General features: G+C 58.8%; 11 protein-coding genes, 1 tRNA gene and 2 rRNA genes. 4 read left to right on the plus strand and 10 right to left on the minus strand.

Features of this window, described 5'->3' with window-relative positions:
• Positions 1 to 27 precede the first annotated feature (27 nt).
• The 3 genes from AC3WVQ_RS26130 to AC3WVQ_RS26140 all read right to left on the minus strand — a co-directional run bounded on the left by AC3WVQ_RS26130 (position 28) and on the right by AC3WVQ_RS26140 (position 3,364).
• Positions 28 to 1,236 (minus strand): DegT/DnrJ/EryC1/StrS family aminotransferase, encoded by a 1,209-nt coding sequence (locus AC3WVQ_RS26130; RefSeq protein ID WP_492383215.1) that lies wholly within the window; start codon positions 1,234 to 1,236, stop codon positions 28 to 30.
• A gap of 37 nt (positions 1,237 to 1,273) precedes the next feature.
• The gene (locus AC3WVQ_RS26135; protein WP_060529432.1) at positions 1,274 to 1,957 is read right to left on the minus strand and encodes a PIG-L deacetylase family protein; all 684 of its coding nucleotides are present in this window, start codon (positions 1,955 to 1,957) and stop codon (positions 1,274 to 1,276) included.
• Between the two features lie 159 nt (positions 1,958 to 2,116).
• Entirely contained in the window at positions 2,117 to 3,364 is a 1,248-nt protein-coding gene (locus AC3WVQ_RS26140) for a polysaccharide biosynthesis/export family protein (RefSeq protein WP_082572867.1), read from the minus strand.
• Positions 3,365 to 3,666: 302 nt separating this feature from the next.
• Here AC3WVQ_RS26140 and AC3WVQ_RS26145 point away from each other — a divergent pair, with 302 nt between their 5' ends.
• The gene (locus AC3WVQ_RS26145) at positions 3,667 to 5,016 is read left to right on the plus strand and encodes a lipopolysaccharide biosynthesis protein (RefSeq protein WP_492383216.1); all 1,350 of its coding nucleotides are present in this window, start codon (positions 3,667 to 3,669) and stop codon (positions 5,014 to 5,016) included.
• A gap of 284 nt (positions 5,017 to 5,300) precedes the next feature.
• On the opposite strand, the gene AC3WVQ_RS26150 is transcribed toward AC3WVQ_RS26145, so the two are convergent.
• The 4 genes from AC3WVQ_RS26150 to AC3WVQ_RS26165 all read right to left on the minus strand — a co-directional run bounded on the left by AC3WVQ_RS26150 (position 5,301) and on the right by AC3WVQ_RS26165 (position 7,644).
• On the minus strand, positions 5,301 to 5,510 hold the full coding sequence (locus AC3WVQ_RS26150) for a group II intron maturase-specific domain-containing protein (RefSeq protein WP_244495212.1): 210 nt from the start codon (positions 5,508 to 5,510) through the stop codon (positions 5,301 to 5,303).
• The gene (locus AC3WVQ_RS26155) at positions 5,473 to 5,679 is read right to left on the minus strand and encodes a hypothetical protein (protein ID WP_244495213.1); all 207 of its coding nucleotides are present in this window, start codon (positions 5,677 to 5,679) and stop codon (positions 5,473 to 5,475) included. Before AC3WVQ_RS26155 ends, AC3WVQ_RS26150 begins: the two co-directional genes overlap by 38 nt.
• 687 nt (positions 5,680 to 6,366) lie before the next feature.
• Complete coding sequence (locus AC3WVQ_RS26160; RefSeq protein ID WP_060643791.1) at positions 6,367 to 6,579, minus strand: hypothetical protein; 213 nt, start codon at positions 6,577 to 6,579, stop codon at positions 6,367 to 6,369.
• A gap of 615 nt (positions 6,580 to 7,194) precedes the next feature.
• Positions 7,195 to 7,644, minus strand: coding sequence for a winged helix-turn-helix transcriptional regulator (locus AC3WVQ_RS26165; RefSeq protein ID WP_060529436.1), 450 nt, complete (start codon positions 7,642 to 7,644; stop codon positions 7,195 to 7,197).
• A gap of 95 nt (positions 7,645 to 7,739) precedes the next feature.
• Here AC3WVQ_RS26165 and AC3WVQ_RS26170 point away from each other — a divergent pair, with 95 nt between their 5' ends.
• The 3 genes from AC3WVQ_RS26170 to AC3WVQ_RS26180 all read left to right on the plus strand — a co-directional run bounded on the left by AC3WVQ_RS26170 (position 7,740) and on the right by AC3WVQ_RS26180 (position 15,094).
• On the plus strand, positions 7,740 to 9,005 hold the full coding sequence (locus tag AC3WVQ_RS26170; RefSeq protein ID WP_159415834.1) for an MFS transporter: 1,266 nt from the start codon (positions 7,740 to 7,742) through the stop codon (positions 9,003 to 9,005).
• A 177-nt stretch (positions 9,006 to 9,182) separates the two neighbouring features.
• Positions 9,183 to 12,890, plus strand: a complete 3,708-nt coding sequence (locus tag AC3WVQ_RS26175) for a response regulator (RefSeq protein ID WP_492383217.1) — start codon at positions 9,183 to 9,185, stop codon at positions 12,888 to 12,890.
• A 158-nt stretch (positions 12,891 to 13,048) separates the two neighbouring features.
• Positions 13,049 to 15,094 (plus strand): PAS domain S-box protein, encoded by a 2,046-nt coding sequence (locus tag AC3WVQ_RS26180; protein ID WP_492383218.1) that lies wholly within the window; start codon positions 13,049 to 13,051, stop codon positions 15,092 to 15,094.
• Positions 15,095 to 15,323: 229 nt separating this feature from the next.
• Here AC3WVQ_RS26180 and AC3WVQ_RS26185 read toward each other — a convergent pair.
• From AC3WVQ_RS26185 to AC3WVQ_RS26195, 3 genes are all read right to left on the minus strand, one after another.
• A tRNA-Met gene (locus AC3WVQ_RS26185) sits at positions 15,324 to 15,400 on the minus strand.
• A gap of 226 nt (positions 15,401 to 15,626) precedes the next feature.
• Positions 15,627 to 15,741, minus strand: a 5S ribosomal RNA gene (gene rrf, locus AC3WVQ_RS26190).
• 124 nt (positions 15,742 to 15,865) lie between these two features.
• A 23S ribosomal RNA gene (locus AC3WVQ_RS26195) occupies positions 15,866 to 18,661 on the minus strand.
• Positions 18,662 to 19,064 lie beyond the last annotated feature (403 nt).

The raw sequence follows: 19,064 nt of genomic DNA on the forward strand, positions 1-19,064 counted from the left end.
TACTCGACCTTTTCCGAAATCGCGGCTTTATGCCCGCGCTTCCATTTTAATCACCAGCGCGCGTTGACCTAGAGCGGGAAGAGACGCTTCGGTGACGACGGCATGCAAAATGCGGGCGGCCTTAGTCATCGCCTCTTCGCTCTGCGCCGGATCAACGAGAAGCGCGATACTGGTTTCGCCCAGCCGGCGTGCGACCGGGAGCCGCTCGGAGGGCGAAAGCCCAAGATCGGTAAAGCACTTCTCCCGGTAGACCTCCGAGCAGCTTCCGGAAAAACACGGCACGCCCGCCGCATTCATCGCCGCGACGATCCAGTCGCGGTCGTGTCCGGGCTTCAATGCCTCCGGGCGAACGAAAGCGTAGTAGCGGTAATAGGCGTGGTGATATCCCTTCGGCAACGTCGGCACGCGCAACGCTACAAGCTCTAGGGCCACCTCGTCGAGGATCGCAGCGTTGCGAGACCTTGTCGCGTGCCATCCCGGAAGGCGCACCAATTGCCTCGAGCCGAGAACGGCCGAAAGCGATGTCATCCGCCAGTTCGTGCCGATCGTTTCATGCAGCCAGCGGAAACCCGGCGGGTGCTCTCTGAGGAATGCTGCGTCATAGGATTTGCCGTGGTCCTTACGGCTCCAGGCCTTCTTCCATAGTGCCTCGTCGTCAAGAGCGATGAGGCCACCCTCGCCGCCGGTCGTGATGATCTTGTCCTGGCAAAAGGAGAATGCGGCGATATCGCCGAAACTTCCGACCGGCTTGCCGTCAATCTCCGCTCCGTGGGCCTGCGCGCAATCCTCGATCACCCATAGTCCCGCCTGTCTGGCAAGGGCCATGATTTCCGGCATGTCGCAGGGAAACCCGGCCAGGTGGACCGCGATGATGCCCTTTGTCCGGCTGGTGATCTTCGGTGCGATCGTTGCGGCGCTGATGTTCTGGCTATTCTCGTCGACATCGGCAAAGACGGGAACGCCGCCGCAAAACGAAACACACGACGCTGAGGCGACGAAGCTGCGCGGTGTGACGATCACCTCGTCGCCGGATTCGAGACCGAGCGCGAAAAGCGCCAGCTCCAGCGCAAGTGTACCGTTTGCAAGCGCGATGGCGTGCTTGCGCCCGAGTGCACGGGCATAGGCTTCCTCGAAGGCTGCGACGTGCGGCCCGGTCCAGGCATTCACCTTGCCCGACCTCAGGACCGCGGCAACATCCGCAATCTGTTCCTCGTCATATACCGGCCACGTCGCCACAGCTTGCTCCCTCGCTCGACTGAAAACTCCGGAAATATCAGATGACCTGCCGCACCATCACGAAGGCCTCGGCGGCCGATTTCAGCACGGTTGCGCCGCGCAATGTGGCGAGCGCGTTCAAGGTCTCGAGGCTGCGCTCATGCGGCGGCGCCCGAACCTGGGACTTGAACGCCTTCATCGCCGCAAGCTTTCGAGCGATATGGTCGCTGATGTCGACAAACACATTCGGTGCGAAGCCCGGCGTCACATAAGGCGCGTTCCAGTTGGTTTCCGACAGCGTCTCGTAAGCCAGGATCACCTTGGGATAACCGGGCTGATGCGGCCTTGAGGCCACCATCGACGACAGGAAGATCAATTGATGATCGACATGCATGTCACCGACAAAGGGGATGATCAGCGTCTGCGGCGCGATGGAGCGCACCAGCTCAAATAGCGCGGCGTTAAGCGCCGAATGGGAGGTTTCGGAAAGGGCTGCGGCGGGAAAGCCCAGCCAGCGCGTTTCCTTGACCCCGAGAATCCGATGCGCCTCATGGGCTTCGGCCTGAACGGCTTCCACCGAGGCGCGATCATAGGCCGGTGGTTTTCCCTCCGTGACAACAGCCACGAAGACGTCGCTTCCTTGCGCCGCCAGCCGCGCCATCGTTCCGCCGGCGCCCAGAACCTCGTCGTCGGGATGCGGTGCGATGACTAGCGTTCGTCCGAGCGTCTCCATCAGGCTCATCTTACGGCCTTTGTCGTCACAGCGCTCAGGTGTGACTTCGCCACCTTCGACTGCCTTACATTACAAGCCGAGGCGGTGTTTCCTGGCTGCCATCCGCCTTCAATTCTACGCCTCAAACTACTCTCCTGTTCACGATACGAGGTATGGCGGGCGCTGCGATTACATTCCCGCGATCGAAACGACGATCACATCGCCTGGCAACACGTCGGTGAGAGCGCTCGCCTTGATACTCGTTCGCGCCTTGACCGGACCGCGGCGGATCTCGTAGACGAATGAAATCTCATTCTGCTTTTGCGTATCGGTGTCTGCTGCGGCCAGGAGCAAATACTGCTCCTCGGTAGTCCGTCGAACGGTCTCCAACTTCTTGAGCGTCGCTTCCCTTTCTTGAAGCAACGTCAGGATTTCCTTCTCGCGGTTGGCCTGTAGAGTCGCGAGCTGCAGTTTGAGATTTCCGAGTTCGCGGTTCTGGCGACCGATTTCCGCATAGATTTCAAGCAGTCTCGACTTCTCATTGGAGGTTGCGGTCTTTACGCGAGAAAGCTGCGACTCCGTGTTCAGTTCGCGTTTTCTGAGCGTGATGGTACGTTCCACCTCCTGCTCATTAAGAGCGACCACCTCCTCCTGCTGTTCCTTGAGCTTACCCAGAATTACGAGGCTTGCCTCGGTTTGCGTCACCCCCTGCTTGAGGATTTCACTCTGGTTCATCGTCGACACCAAATCCGTCTTCAGGATTTTCTCTTCGAGCGAGATGATTGAAGCGATCGCCGCGTTGTCAATGTATTTCTTAACGCTTTGAGGCAAATCGGTGAGGTCGACCTTATCCGAGCCACGCAACTGTGCATAGAGGCGCGCTGTATAGATCCCCTCGCGCACGATCTCGACATCCGTTTCGTCAAGACTTCCGCGCAGCTTGGCTAGTGCTATGATCCGGTCCGCAGGATTTGTGGCGGCGGATTGCGCACCGCCGGCAAGGCCAACGGCCTGTTCGACTATCAGACCCGGATAGTACGGGAATGAGCCCGGGGCCCTGACCACGCCGACAACAAAAACCGGACGATAGGTTGCTACGCTTAGCGAAAGTTTCGGATTCTTAAGGACCTGACGCGCCAAGAACTCGTCGTGGAGCGTCTTGATCGCTCCAGAGATCGTTTGTCCCTCGATCTTCACGGCACCGATAAAAGGAAAAGCCGCCGCTCCATCGGCGCCAATCGTCAGCGAGACTGGCAGCTCTGCGTCGTCAAGGATGTCGAACGACAACACATCCCCGGGGGAAAGCTGATACCCCGCCGAACCCGCCTGCGCCATTGCTCCAACTGCGAAGGTCGGTATTGCCAAGGCAAATGCGGCGAGCAGGATTGAAACAAGGTGTCTCGCGAATTGAAGCATTGATTGAGCCGGAAACCTCATGATTCCCTCTGAACAATGAATGAAACGGACTGAAACAACTAACGAATTACTTGGTTCAAAACCATAAATAGTAAGACACAACGCCAAAAAAATGTCGCCACAGCCTATTTATTCTATATGGGCTCATGACGGGCATTTGCAATCGAAAGAAATAAAGCTATTAATTTCTTCTCATATTTGATTTTACGCTACAAAGAAGATTTCACTCAAACATCTTCGCAAAAAATAGAACTTTAAGCAATTGATCATTTATCATTTCATAAAATAGAATTGATTGCAACCTCAAGGCAGGGTGTAATTTTGTGAAGTTACTGAACATATTGCGAAAAAAGATAAAAAAGGTTCGTTCTGGATGGCATGCCGAATCGACGCTACGTGGGCGGTTAAAGAACATTACCCACTTGTTGACCGGCAACTTCGCGAGCGCCTTCATCGGTCTAGTCGGTTTCGCGCTTACAGCGCGCGCGCTCGGGCCCGCCGACTATGGTCTCTTAGCGCTATCGTTTGCCTATGTGCGAGGGATAGAGCGGTTCGTCAGCTTCCGTTCCTGGCAGCCACTGATAAAGTATGGCGCCCTCGCGCTGGAGACCGGCGACTCCGAGAGACTTAAGGCTCTCTTCAAGCTCGGTTTGCTCATAGATTTGGCGACAGCTTTTTTGGGATGGGGGCTTGCGGTCCTGATCGTACTGCTGGCCGGCCCGCTTTTCGGCATCTCCGACGAAATGAGCCGCTTGGTTCTCATCTACTGCGCGGTCCTGCCGCTCCAAGTGACGGGTATGCCAACTGCCGTCATGCGGCTTTATGGTCGATTTAAGATCCTCGCCTACGGGCAGGTGGCAGCGAGCAGCCTACGGACTTTGCTATGCATCGCCGGCGTGTATCTCGGATGGGGGCTATTCGAGTTCCTCGTTCTATGGATGGCCTCACAAATCTGCGGCAGCATCAACAGAAACCTCTGGGCCTTTCGCGAAATTCGGCGGCAGGGCTTACACGATGTAATGCGCGTACCGCTGGGCGACATTAGAAGCCGGTTCCCCGGCTTCTGGAGCTTTTCTTTTCAGTCCAACGTGGCGCCCATCATTCAGGCCTGCGCCTTTGAGTTCGATACGCTACTTGTCGGCTATCTCGCCGACCCGGTATCGGCGGGTCTCTATCACATTGCCAAACGTGTGGCCAAGATCGCGCAGCAGGCGGGGGAACAGGTCCAGGCGGTTCTCTACCCCGATCTAGCCCGTGCCTGGGCTACGCAAGAAATTACCGAATTCAGAAAGACAGTCAACCAAACCGGCTGGCTCCTGTTTGGTTTCGGGCTTTTTGCTTTATTTACGGCCCAGTTATCGATCGAGTGGATCCTTCGCATGACGGCCGGGTCGGAGTTCGTCGCCGCCGCACCTCTTGTCGTAACCCAGTTCGGAGCCGTCATCATGTTGTTGTGCAGCAGAACTTTGTTTTCCGCCTTGCTCGCCATGGGACATGAAAAGGCCGCTCTACAGAGCATTCTTCTGTCTGGCATCCTTTTTCTTGTCACGGCCCTCATGCTGCTTCCTAAGATTGGTGCGCTGGGTGCAAATGTGGCACATATTGTGATGTCAAGCACATGGTTCGTTCAGATGGCCATCGCGTATCGACGGCGATTGACTCGAGGGCCGTAGTCCTACTGCAATCGAGTGGAAAGTGCGCACCCAAGCTAGCACAGGTCCTCCTTGACGTGGTCAGACCTGTCCGGGAAGTATTCAAATGGTGACGATGGAAAATGCGGCGAGTGTCAGCAAACGTTGTGTGCCGCGAAGGCCCGTAGACGCTTGCCCTTTGGACCCCAACCCCTCTCGCAGGACGTGTGAACCTCTCGATTCACACCGCTCCCATCAGGGAAACGTATTCGTTCCAAATACTTGCCAGTGCACGAACAGCCTCGGATTTTCCCGCGCCAGTTTTCTTAAAAGAGGTTGGCTCGGGTCTTATGAGACTGAAAGCGCTTGAACTTTCGCATGACCCAAGCCCTGAGCTTCCGATTGACGTAGTCAACCAGCGTGGACAGTGCCGAACGACTGAACCGGCCGCAGTATGCTATCCACCCGCGAAGGAGGGGATTGAGCTGCTTGGCTATTTCAGTCAGCGTCCCCGACGTTTGCCGCGGAATGTTCAAGCTTTTGAAGGACGTCGCGCAGCGGCGGCGGAAAGTAAGTCCTAGAGGATATCCGATTCCAGATCTTGTAGAGATTTCCCGCAAGGTCTTTCTCAAACATCTCCAGGGTCTGCCCATCCACCCCGGCTGCACCATGGTTGGATTTGACCGCTTTGTAAGCTTCGTACACTCGCCGTTTCTCAATTCGAAACGGCTTGTCTGTCGCACCTATCGAAGTCATCCTGTTCCCAGTTGTTCCAAGCAATACGACCACCTGATCCGCCCCCTTTGCTCCGACCCCATTACAAGGTCCTCAACGCTCATACGGGCCGGTCCGCCCCAGTCTCCTGCATATCGGTACTCTCGCCTTGCGGTTTGCTCCGCTTGAGCTTCTCCCTTTGTATCAGGAGCCTGGTTCCTGCAGTTCCGCGTGAAAGCCTATGTCCAACTCACGCCCCTTCTACGCCGGTCGCCGCCCGCCCGGTCATCAGGCGCCCGACGGACTTGTCCCAGGATGACGAAACGGTCCTGGTTTCGACGACACTTTAGTTCATAACGACGCGTCCTCGGAGGGTTCACTTTCGTTCGTCTTTGGACATGCACCTGCTCGGATCTCGTCCGAACGTTTCATCCGACGCTCACCACCACGGCTCTTTACCGCAGCAGCTCGGACTGGTTTGGGACCCTCTCCGGAAAGCCGATCCGGGAGGGCCATCCTCCATCATTCACGCAGCTTCACGTTACGGGGTTAGTTCATACTGAACTCCTTCCGCGCCTCTGCAGCACACTCTCATCGATAAATATGATACGGGCTTTCCACAAACATGTCCTGGCTGAGCTGCCGCCGGCGCTCGGCCTGCGGCCCGACGTTCGGTATCTAGTCTTCGGCAACCCTCGCAAACCGCAGCTCGAGAATGAGCGGCACCGCCACCAGGTGGACGGCGACGACCCATAGCCAGATTGCGTCTTGCCATTGCTGCCTGACGACAAAATAGAAGCTCGAAAACACAACTGGGCCAGCGACCGATACCAGCTCACCGCCGCGCAGCCGACGCCACCACACTCTGAAATCGCCCTCCTTGGCTGTCATCCACCAGCCGGGGCGCCAGAGACTCCAGGGCCGGCGCGCCAAGTACGAAAACTGGCATGACGGCGAAGTTCATCCACTCGGTCGCGAATGCCTTGACTCTAGCCGGCGCAGTCGCAGGCGACGCCGGCCAGGATCTTCGCGCGCTCGCCGAACCATTTTACCGCAGGACGGGGAAGGAACGCTTGGCGAGTGTCTGGCGGACGCCGAAAGCGCCCAGCTAAGACCACTCCAGGACCGTTCCAATGAAAGGCGTCGCTGCCCCACAGAGCCTAGCAGGTGTAAGCCTCGGCGGTCGAGCTGAGTGTGATAAACAGGACGATGATCGGCAGCAAACCCTTTTTCGAGAAGGCCCAACCGAGCGGACGGAGAGGATTGAGCGCTGCCGGGCCGACTTCCTGGGAACGTTCGATTCCGTCAGAGCGAATATGCCGGCGGCAGATTTCAGGTGTTCGGCATCGCCGCCATGAAGGGCAGCCGCAAGCCATAGTCGCCAAGCCTAGCGCCAAGACGGGGCCGACGATTAAGCCTGTGCGCGGAAGGACGAAAAAGCTGAATATTCGTCTAAAGTTAGAACGGTTCACTGCCCCGGGGCGCGCGGGCCGGCCTGAAGCGACATCACGCCTCGGGAACCTTGATCAGCACTGTCCCTGCCGCATCGATCGGCCGGCCATCCTGCGTGCGGATATCGAGCTTAACCGGCAGGCCAGTTTCCTTCTCGACCAGCAGGGAGTGTTCCTCGCCGGACTGGAACAAGTGCCTTTCGCCGAACTGTCGCAAGGCGACCATGACCGGGAAGAGGTCGCGGCCCATCGCCGTCAACTGGTACTCGACCCTCGTTTTCGCCTCGCCTGCCGGAACCGCTTCGAGAATGCCGCGCTCGACAAGCGTTCTCAGGCGGTCCGTCAGGATGTTCTTGGCAATGCCGAGGCTCTTTTGAAAGTCGCTGAAGCGGCGGACGTCATCGAACGCATCGCGCACGATCAGCAGCGACCACCAGTCACCGATCGCATCCAGTGATCGCGCGCTGGGGCAATAGTCTTCCTTCAGCCGTCTGCGGGCCACCATGCATGATCTCCATTTGGATTTTTGGTTGCATTATGAAACCAAAATGATATCCATTCCTTGGTTTCATTATTAAACCATAACAAGGAATACGTCCAATGGATGGTAAAATTGCTGCGGCGCCGGCCGGCGCTGCGAACGATGTCCCGTGCCCGGTCGCCAGCGCCCGCCCGGCATCGCGGCTGACGCGTCCGATGATGACGCTCTTTGCCTTCGCCGCCGGCCTCGCGGTCGCCAACGCCTATTTCGCCCACCCCTTGCTCGACGTGATGGCCGCCGACCTCGATCTGTCGGAAACACGCGCCGGCCTGATCGTCGGGGCGACCCAGCTCGGCTACGCGCTCGGCCTGATCCTGCTTGTCCCGCTCGGAGACCTTTTCGATCGCCGCAAGATCATCATCTTTCAGTCGCTGCTGTCGGTCGCAGCCCTTGGCTTCGTCGCCCTTTCAGCCACCGTCGAAATGCTCATGGTCTCCATCGCCGCAGTTGGCATGCTTGCTGTCCTCACGCAGGCGCTGGTGGCCTATGCGGCCAGCCTCTCTCATCAGGCGGAACGGGGTCGGGTGGTCGGATTTGTCACCAGCGGCATCGTCATCGGCATTCTTTCGGCTCGCGCCGTCGCTGGGTTTCTGACCGATCTGGCCGGCTGGCGGGCGGTCTATATTGTATCCTCTGTGCTCACCTTTTTGATCACTCTGTTGCTTTACAAGCTGCTGCCGGATCAGCAGCGGGAAACGAGCAAGCTCAGCTATCTCCGCCTGGTAGCCTCCACCTTCACGCTAATCGCCCAGGAGCCGGTTCTGCGTGTCCGTGGCATCATCGCCATGCTGATCTTCGCCAATGTGACGACGCTGCTCACCCCGCTTGTCCTGCCGCTGAGCGTGCCGCCCTTTTCACTGTCGCATACCCAGGTCGGTCTCTTTGGGCTGGCAGGGATTGCCGGAGCACTTGCGGCCTCTCGCGCCGGACACTGGGCCGATCTCGGATTCGGTCAGCGCACGACCGGCATCTCGCTGGCGTTGATGCTCGCTGCGTGGTTGCCGATTTCGCTGCTGGACCAATCGCTCCTGTGGCTCGTTGCCGGCGTCCTCGTCCTCGACTTCGGCCTTCAGGCCGTGCACGTGACGAACCAGGCACTTATCTATCGCGTCCGTCCGGAAGCTCAGAACCGGCTCACAGCCGCCTACATGCTCTTTTATTCGCTCGGCAGTGCGCTCGGATCGTCCTTTTCTACCATCGCCTATGCCTATGGCGGATGGCATGGCGTCTGCCTGATGGGCGCGGCACTCAGCCTCATAACCCTACTGTTCTGGTTGATGACGGAACCCGCAGGTCCACAAGGCGGCGCGATGCTGAACGGCTAGTTCGCCACCACCCGCACTGCGCATGGCCGCCCTCGGCGGCAGGCGGTCATGCTCTTGGCCCGCCAGCCCTCCTCCGCTTCGCCAGACGTCTCGACATCACTCTCACCGACCCTACGGAACCCTTCCCCAAACCGGGCGTTTAGGTTGCTTGAGCGTCATCTATCGGGGATCAACGCAATGTCAGACGCCGAAAACACGTCCGACAGCGATGTAGTAGCCAAGGGAAATGTGTGGCCGGCATCTCACGACGAGATGCGGTCGTTGATCGACAACTTTGACTGGTCCCCGACCCCTCTCGGACCGATGGAGAATTGGTCGCCGACGCTGAAGATTATGATCCCCTTCCTCCTGCGCAACCGGTTTCCGCTCCTGCTGTGGTGGGGGCCACAGTATGTCTCGATCTACAACGAGGCCTATCGCCCTGTGCTCGGCGCCAAACACCCCTGGGCACTCGGCAAACCGGTCAGCCAATGCTGGAGCGAGATCTGGCATGTCTTGAAGCCGCTGATCGATACGCCCTTCCATGGCGGCCCTGCCACCTGGAACGATGACATCGAGCTCGAAATCAATCGGCACGGCTTCCTGGAAGAAACCCATTTCACCATCGCCTACAGCCCCGTGCCGGACGAAACCGCAGAAAACGGGATCGGCGGCGTGCTCGCCACTGTGACCGAAATTACCGAGAAGGTGATCGGCGAGCGCCGTATCGTCGTCCTTCGGGATCTTGCTTCTCGCTCGGGCGATGCACGATCGCCCGACGAGGCCTGCGCGATCGCAACGGAAACATTCAAGAAGCACGAACGAGACGTGCCATTCGCCCTTCTCTACCTCGTGGAGCCCGGCCGCAAACGAGCCCGGCTTTCCGGATGGGCAGGCCTTGAACCGAATCACGCGCTGTGCCCGGCAGAGGTAGAGTTGGCGCTAAAGGACAGTTCTGCAGGTTGGCATTTCGGTGCCGACCTGAAACCCAGCCTTGTCGATGATCTAGGACGCCGTTTCCCGGCCTCCGCGAGCAAAAACCATCCCAACCTGCCGCATACGGCGGCCGTGCTTCCGTTGCCCGCGGCCAATGCCCGCGATGCCGCCGGTTTTCTCGTGGTCGGCATCAATCCTCGCCTGAAGCTTGACGAGCACTACCACGATTTCTTGCATCTCATGCGAGCGCAGATCGCCAGCGCCATCGCCAACGCCCAGTCCTATGAGGACGAGCGTAAACGTTCCGAAGCACTCGCGGAGATAGACCGGGCGAAAACCGTCTTCTTCTCCAATGTCAGCCATGAGTTCCGCACGCCGATCACGCTGATGCTCGGTCACATCGAGGACCTGCTGGCCCGTAGCGGAGAGCGTCCGGACGATCACGACCGTCTGCTCATTGCCCATCGCAACTCGCTGCGCCTGCTCAAGCTGGTCAACATGTTGCTTGAATTCTCGCGCATCGAAGCCGGGCGCCTGCAAGCACGCTTCGAGCCGACGAACCTTGCGACGACGACGGCAGAGCTTGCCAGCGCCTTTCGATCGGCGATGGAAATGGCCGGGCTGAACCTGACCGTCGATACGCCGCCGCTGCCAGAACCGGCCTATGTCGATCGCGATATGTGGGAGAAAATCGTCCTCAACCTGCTCTCCAATGCCCTCAAATTCACGCTCAGGGGCGATGTCGCCGTCAAACTCGCGGACGATGGCGACAACTTCGTCCTGACGGTCCGCGATACCGGCATCGGCATTCCTGCCAACGAGATGCCCCGCCTTTTTGAGCGCTTCCATCGCGTCGAAGGCGCAAGGGGTCGCAGCCAGGAGGGCTCAGGCATCGGGCTCGCCTTCGTCCAGGAATTGGTGAAACTTCATGATGGAACGGTCTCGGCCGAAAGTCACCTCGACGAAGGCACGACCATTAGTGTGACAATCCCCAAAGGCAGTCGCGCTCCTGCGCAGCACCGCAACGGCAATGGCGAGGATCGCTCATCGACGACCGTCGGCGCCGCGCCGTTCGTGGAGGAGGCGCTGCGATGGCTGCCAGATCATCCGTCCTCGGATGCGGGTCTGCCTGAGGTCGACCCGGCGCCGCATCCGCCGGAAAAACGAAACGGCGGCCGCCGAACCCTGCTGGTCGTCGATGACAACGCCGATATGCGCGACTACCTACGCCGCCTTCTCAGCGCGCAATACGATCTCAAGATCGTCGGCAACGGCGAAGACGCACTCGCCGCCGTCGGGTCGCAAAAGCCGGACCTGATCCTCACGGACATCATGATGCCAGGCTTCGATGGGATCGAACTGCTCAGGCGCCTGCGCACGGACGCGCGTACCAACACCGTGCCGGTCATCGTTCTGTCGGCGCGAGCCGGCGAGGAGAGCCGTATCGAGGGCATGCAGGCAGGCGCCGACGACTACTTGATCAAGCCCTTCAGCGCACGCGAGCTTTTGGCCCGGATCGAGGCGCACCTGAAGATGTCGCAGTATCGCATGGAAGCCGCGGAGACCCTGCGCGCGAGCGAAGAGCGTTTCCGTGCTCTGGTCACCGCGAGTTCGGATATCGTCTACCGCATGGGTCCCGACTGGCACGAGATGCGGTTTCTGCAAGGCAAGGACTTCGTTGCCGACACGGACGAGCCAAGCGACAGTTGGCTCGAAACTTACATTCCGCCTGAAGACCAGACGCTGATGCTCGCGCGCATCGGCGATGCCATCGACAACAAGGCCGCTTTTGAAATGGAGCACCGGGTCATTCGCCGCGACGGCGGCCTTGGATGGACCCACTCGCGCGCCATACCGATGCTCGACAGCAACGGGGACATCGCCGAGTGGTTCGGTGCGGCGCGTGACATCACCGACCGCAAGCGGGCTGAAGAGACCCGGAAACGTCTGCTCAGCGAGCTCAGCCATCGGGTCAAGAACATGCTCGCGTCGGTCCAGGCGATCGCCCAGCATACGTTGCGCTCGGCCAAGAACCCCGCCGACTTTGCCGCCAGCTTCAGCGGACGCCTGCAGTCAATGTCGCGCATGCACTCGCTTCTGACCCGAACGGCTTGGGAAGGGGCTGACCTCGGCGACATCATTCGCGATCAGCTCTTGTGGGGAACTGCCGACGAGCGCCGCGTCAAGACCTCCGGACCACCCGTGCGTTTCGATGCGCAGACGGCAACGCATATGGCGATGGTCCTGCACGAACTCGGGACCAACGCAGCAAAACACGGTGCGCTTTCCTTAAGCAATGGAACGGTGTCGATCGATTGGAGCGTGAGCGACAATGCGCTTTGTCTCAACTGGACAGAACAGGGCGGACCACCACTCAAGACGCCGCTCGGTTCAGGCTTCGGCACCAGCCTGATCGAGAAGGTCGCGACGGGCGGCGGCGGAAGCGCCCGCCTGACGACCGAGGCAGATGGCATGCGCTGGGAAGTGCGGCTGCCGCTCGAAGCCCATGTTCCGCCGAGTACCCTGTCCGACTTGGAGGAGTCTGTGAGAGAAGCGCCGGCGGCCGATGCCCCGGCCGCGTCGACGAAGCTGAAGGGAAAGCGAATATTGGTGGTGGAGGATGAAGCGCTGATCGCCTTCGAAATTGCCGCGATTCTCGAGGATGAGGATGCTGAGGTCGCCGGACCGGCGGCGACACCCGGCGATGCACTACGCCTGATCGACGAGATGGCGCTGGATGCCGCCCTGCTCGACGCCAATTTGCGCGGCCAGCCGGTTGACGCGATCGCCACTGCATTGGCCGACAAGAAGGTCCCCTTCGTCTTCGTATCCGGCTACGGTCGCGAGGCACTGCCCCCGGGCTTTGCCGACACCGCTCTGCTGGCAAAGCCGTTCAACCCTCGACAATTGCTCGAGGCCGCGGCCCTGCTCGTCACTGAGCCCAAGGCCATCCTTCGTTTCCGGCACTGAGGGAGCGCGCTTGATCGAGCCTTCTTTCCTTCGGACACCGTTGCATTTCGGCTCGCTTGCGGTAGCTTTTCAGAACGCGCCGCAAATCAGCGGCGGCCTTTCGCAACGTGTGGCCATCACCGATGCGGTTCCACTTCGGGTTCGTGGGAGCGGTCAATATGCTGGTCGACAATAGTAGCGCGAACGCCTCCGAACAGCCGTATCGCGAGAGCGAGGCACGGTTCCGCGAGATCTTCGAAAACGCCGGCGTCGCGGTGTGGGAGCAAGACTTCTCCGGAGTCTGCGATCTGCTGGATCAGCTTCGCTCGGAGGGCGTCGAGGATCTGCGCGCCCACCTGAAGGCTCACCCCAACCGCCTGGACGAAGCGATCGCGCAGGTGCGTATCGTCGACGTCAATCCTTTCACCGTGGAACTGTTCGAGGCCACCGAGAAGGACGAGTTGCTGCGTTCGCTCTCGAACGTTTTTCTGCCGGAAACGGCGCCGATCTTCTTAGAAGAACTGATGGCGCTCTGGCAGGGCCAGAGGCGCTTCGGCAGTGAAGCCGTCGTGCAGACACTGCGTGGGCGGCGGCTCGATGTGGTCTTCACCGTCACCTTTGAAGGCGCACGCTGCGAACGCACCTATGTCAGCATCCTCGACATCTCCCAGCGCAAGGCCGCGGAGCGCCGTCTGCAGGCGGTCGACCGCATAGCCAAGGCAATCGCCAGCAACCTTGATCTCGATCACATAGTTCAGACGGTGACCGACGCCGCTACCGAGCTTGCCGGGGCGAAGTTCGGCGCGTTCTTCTACAATCTCGCCGACCGGGACGGCGAGCGCTACACGCTCTACACCCTCTCTGGCGTACCGCGCGCGGCCTTCGAAAAATTCGAGTTGCCCCGCAACACCGCCGTATTCGAACCTACCTTTCGCGGCCTCGGCATCGTACGCTCCGACGACATCCGAACCGACCCGCGCTACGGACAGTCCGCACCGCATTTCGGCATGCCGAAGGGGCACCTGCCGGTGGTAAGCTACCTCGCGGTTCCCGTGGTCTCACGGTCTGGTGATGTTCACGGCGGGCTTTTCTTTGGTCATGATCTTCCGGCTGTCTTTACCGCTGAGACCGAGGCAGCCGTTACCTCGATCGCCGCACATGCGGCGATCGCCATCGACAACGCCCATCTGCTCAAGGCAGCCGAACATGAGCTGGCGATCCGCCGCGCGACGGAACGCGCGGCCCAGCAACTGGCCGCGATCGTCGAATCCTCGGAAGATGCGATCCTGTCGATGGATCTGGACGGCATCATCACCAGCTGGAACATCGGCGCCGAGCGCCTCTACGGCTATGCGGTCGAAGAAGCCGTCGGCAGCCCGGTCACGCTGCTGATCCCGGAGGATCGCCTCGGCGAAGAACTGGAGATCCTGGCAAAGGTTCGCGCCGGCCAGCGCGTCGATCACTTCGAAACTTTCAGACAGCGCAAGGATGGCGGGCTCATCCCGATCTCGCTGCGGATCTCGCCAATCCGCGACAATTCCGGCGTGGTCATCGGCGCCTCCAAGATCGCCCGCGACATCAGCGAGCGCCGGCAGGCCGAACAGCAGAAGGACCTGCTGATCCAGGAGATGGCGCACCGGGTGAAGAACCTGTTCATGGTGTCGAGCAGCGTCGTGTCGCTGAGCGCCAAGGCCGCCGCATCCGCCGAAGAGCTGGCGTCTGCCGTCGTCGCGCGGTTGGGGTCGCTGGCGCGCGCGCACGTGCTCACCTTGCCGACGGCGGATCGTGACGGCGCAGGCGAAGGCCGAGCGAACCTGCAGGCGCTGCTTTCGACATTGCTCTCGCCCTATGACGGCGAGACGCCACAGGGCCTTCGCCGGGTCACGACGCGAGGCTGCGATCTTGGCATCTCGCGCACCGCGATTACCGGCTTTTCGCTGGTCGTGCACGAGTTCGCTACCAACGCCGCCAAGTACGGCGCCCTCTCGACCGCCACCGGTTCCCTCGACATCGAATGCATCGATCGCGGCGAAACCTTGGAACTCAAATGGACCGAACAGGGCGGGCCTGAGGTAACCCGGACCGAGACCGAGGGCTTCGGCACCAAACTCGCCAAGCTGACGATCGAAAGGCAGTTCGGCGGCGAAATTCTTCGCGAGTGGCACTCGCAAGGCCTGATCATACGCCTGATCGTCCCCAAGGATCGCCTGCAGCCGCCGGAGTGAGGGCGCCTCACAGGCCGCCACCGCGATCGACGGCCGTTTGCACGTCCTCCCGGTTTGCGGCCATTATGTCCCACTGGAGCGTGCGTTTGCGCTGAATGCCATCCTGGCGGACGTGATCGGCTCTTTGGCCCGCGCCTGAGCTTGCGACTTGCGCCCGTCTGGGTTCTTTTCCCTGCCGTTTAAACGTCAAAAAGCCCGCTGGATTTCTCCATGCGGGCTTTTTTTGATTTGGTTGCGGGGGCAGGATTTGAACCTGCGGCCTTCAGGTTATGAGCCTGACGAGCTACCGGGCTGCTCCACCCCGCGCCAAGCGTAAATCCCGATGGGATTTATCGCGGTAACGTAAATCCCGAAGGGATTTATGGTCTGTGCCGAGCAAATTGCGAAGCGATTTGTCTCGTGTAAGGGACGCACTGATGACTTCGGTCTAGCAAAACAAAAGGGCCGCTTGAGGGCGGCCCGTGTTTCGGCTGGGCCGAGGGATGAAGAGAAGGTGATCTTTGTTTTCCGGATTTTATCTTGCGCTTTGCAGACCTGGCAGCGACCTACTCTCCCGCGTCTTAAGACGAAGTACCATCGGCGCTGGGGCGTTTCACGGCCGTGTTCGGAATGGGAACGGGTGCAGCCACCCCGCCAGAACCACCAGGTCGGCAAAGCGCAAGATTTGCGTCTAGCGGACGCAAACCGGATTGAGAAGCTGGTGAGTTGGTCGAGCCAACTCGTTTTGTTTTGAACACGTCGCTCATCTGAAGATGAGCATGAGCAATGGGAACGATCAAGCCAATCGAACGATTAGTACTGGTAAGCTTCATGCGTTGCCGCACTTCCACACCCAGCCTATCAACGTGGTCGTCTTCCACGGTTCTCAAGGGAATACTCGTTTTCAGGTTGGTTTCCCGCTTAGATGCCTTCAGCGGTTATCCATTCCATATATAGCTACCCTGCTATGCCCTTGGCAGGACAACAGGTCCACCAGAGATATGTCCATCCCGGTCCTCTCGTACTAGGGACAGATCCTGTCAATATTCCTACACCCACGGCAGATAGGGACCGAACTGTCTCACGACGTTCTGAACCCAGCTCACGTACCGCTTTAATTGGCGAACAGCCAAACCCTTGGGACCTGCTCCAGCCCCAGGATGCGATGAGCCGACATCGAGGTGCCAAACAACCCCGTCGATATGGACTCTTGGGGGTCATCAGCCTGTTATCCCCGGCGTACCTTTTATCCGTTGAGCGATGGCCCTTCCACGCGGGACCACCGGATCACTATGACCGACTTTCGTCTCTGCTCGACTTGTCAGTCTCGCAGTCAGGCGGGCTTATGCCATTGCACTCGACGACCGATTTCCGACCGGTCTGAGCCCACCATCGCGCGCCTCCGTTACTCTTTCGGAGGCGACCGCCCCAGTCAAACTACCCACCATACACTGTCCCGGATCCGGATAACGGACCGCGGTTAGACATCCATGACGATAAGGGTGGTATTTCAAGGATGGCTCCACAAGAACTGGCGTCCCTGCTTCAAAGCCTACCACCTATCCTACACATGCCGACACGAATGCCAGTGTAAAGCTATAGTAAAGGTGCACGGGGTCTTTCCGTCTGACCGCAGGAACCCCGCATCTTCACGGGGAATTCAATTTCACTGAGTCTATGCTGGAGACAGCGGGGAAGTCGTTACGCCATTCGTGCAGGTCGGAACTTACCCGACAAGGAATTTCGCTACCTTAGGACCGTTATAGTTACGGCCGCCGTTTACTGGGGCTTCGATTCAGAGCTTGCACCCCTCCTCTTAACCTTCCAGCACCGGGCAGGCGTCAGACCCTATACGTCGTCTTGCGACTTCGCAGAGCCCTGTGTTTTTGATAAACAGTCGCTACCCCCTGGTCTGTGCCACCCCAACAGACTTGCGTCCCTTGGGGTCACGCTTCTTCCGAAGTTACGCGTGCAATTTGCCGAGTTCCTTCAGCATAGTTCTCTCAAGCGCCTTGGTATACTCTACCTGACCACCTGTGTCGGTTTCGGGTACGGTCTATACGGTGGAGCTATTTCCTGGAACCGCGTCCCCGCCCACACAATCCAATAAGTGTGAACAAGTTAAGCGATCCGTCACTACCACCAGGCCCACGAATATTAACGTGGTTCCCATCGACTACGCGTGTCCGCCTCGTCTTAGGGGCCGGCTAACCCTGCTCAGATTAACTTTAAGCAGGAACCCTTGGTCTTTCGGCGAGAGGGTCTCTCACCCTCTTTATCGTTACTCATGTCAACATTCGCACTTCCGATACCTCCAGGACCCCTCACGGGTATCCCTTCACAGGCTTACGGAACGCTCCGCTACCACACGTCTTGCGACGTATCCTCAGCTTCGGTGCATGGCTTTAGCCCCGTTACATTTTCGGCGCAAAGACCCTTATTTAGACCAGTGAGCTGTTACGCTTTCTTTAAATGATGGCTGCTTCTAAGCCAACATCCTGGTTGTTTTGGGATCCTCACATCCTTTCCCACTTAGCCATGACTTGGGGACCTTAGCTGGAGGTCAGGGTTGTTGCCCTTTTCACGACGGACGTTAGCACCCGCCGTGTGTCTGCCGACTAGTACTCCTCGGTATTCGGAGTTTGGTTAGGATCAGTAAGACGGTGAGTCCCCATAGCCCATCCAGTGCTCTACCCCCGAGGGTATTCGGTCGACGCACTACCTAAATAGTTTTCGCGGAGAACCAGCTATTTCCGAGTTTGATTGGCCTTTCACCCCTAACCACAAGTCATCCCAATCTATTGCAACAGATGCGGGTTCGGTCCTCCAGTTGGTGTTACCCAACCTTCAACCTGCTCATGGCTAGATCACTCGGTTTCGGGTCTAATGCGACGAACTGAACGCCCTGTTCAGACTCGCTTTCGCTGCGCCTTCACCTATCGGCTTAAGCTTGCTCGTCACACTAAGTCGTTGACCCATTATACAAAAGGTACGCTGTCACCCTTGCGGGCTCCAACTGTTTGTAGGCATCCGGTTTCAGGTTCTATTTCACTCCCCTTGTCGGGGTGCTTTTCACCTTTCCCTCACGGTACTTGTTCGCTATCGGTCATGCACGAGTACTTAGGCTTGGAGAGTGGTCTCCCCATGTTCAGACAGGATTTCACGTGTCCCGCCTTACTCAAGGACAATGAGTGTTCTACGTGTAAGGGGCTATCACCCTCTACGGCCGACCTTTCCATGTCGTTCCACTTTATTCCTCATTGCCACTGGCCTGGTCCGCGTTCGCTCGCCACTACTTGCGGAGTCTCGGTTGATGTCCTTTCCTGCAGGTACTTAGATGTTTCAGTTCCCTGCGTTCGCTTCTTACCCCTATGTATTCAGGATAAGATACCTTTAAACAATGCTTGGAAACCTAAGCCGTACTTGCGCACGACTTAAATTTTCCAAGCATTTAAGGTGGGTTCCCCCATTCGGAGATCCATGGATCAAAGCTTATTCGCAGCTCCCCACGGCTTATCGCAGCGTATCACGTCCTTCATCGCCTGTGCATGCCAAGGCATCCACCAAATGCCCTTTTGACACTTGATCGTTCTCATTGCCAATGCTCATCCTTAGTTGGGTTTGGCTAAGCTTGTCCCGCTCTCGCGGGGCAGCCAAACCTGGCTATCCGGGCACAACTGAATGTGCCTCAAGCCGCCCAACGACCCGGTTACCTTTTACAACCGAGCCAATCAGATGCCATCGACGTGTTCGATACGGTCGCTTTATTGGAACCACGCCGAGCGGTTCACTTGCGCCATATCTTAAGACCAGCTTCTCGAGATCTGTCCGGTGATGCGCGGTCAGGCAACACCAATCCAGCATGAACACCAGAAGGGCACTCTTGCGAGCACCCAAACAATGATCATGCCTCAAGGACAAGGCTTCCTTCCTACCTCCAGACCCTCCACCACATCCGGTCGGCTAGACCATCCATGGGTTCATCGGATCT

Source organism: Ensifer sp. EB106-05-01-XG146 (assembly GCF_058791875.1).

Coding starts and splice junctions, on each gene's coding strand:
- AC3WVQ_RS26135 (WP_060529432.1), bottom strand. CDS start 1,957: ATGAGCCTGATGGAGACGCTCGGACGAACGCTAGTCATCGCACCGCAT.
- AC3WVQ_RS26140 (WP_082572867.1), bottom strand. CDS start 3,364: ATGAGGTTTCCGGCTCAATCAATGCTTCAATTCGCGAGACACCTTGTT.
- AC3WVQ_RS26160 (WP_060643791.1), bottom strand. CDS start 6,579: ATGACAGCCAAGGAGGGCGATTTCAGAGTGTGGTGGCGTCGGCTGCGC.
- AC3WVQ_RS26165 (WP_060529436.1), bottom strand. CDS start 7,644: ATGGTGGCCCGCAGACGGCTGAAGGAAGACTATTGCCCCAGCGCGCGA.
- AC3WVQ_RS26170 (WP_159415834.1), top strand. CDS start 7,740: ATGGATGGTAAAATTGCTGCGGCGCCGGCCGGCGCTGCGAACGATGTC.
- AC3WVQ_RS26175 (WP_492383217.1), top strand. CDS start 9,183: ATGTCAGACGCCGAAAACACGTCCGACAGCGATGTAGTAGCCAAGGGA.
- AC3WVQ_RS26180 (WP_492383218.1), top strand. CDS start 13,049: ATGCTGGTCGACAATAGTAGCGCGAACGCCTCCGAACAGCCGTATCGC.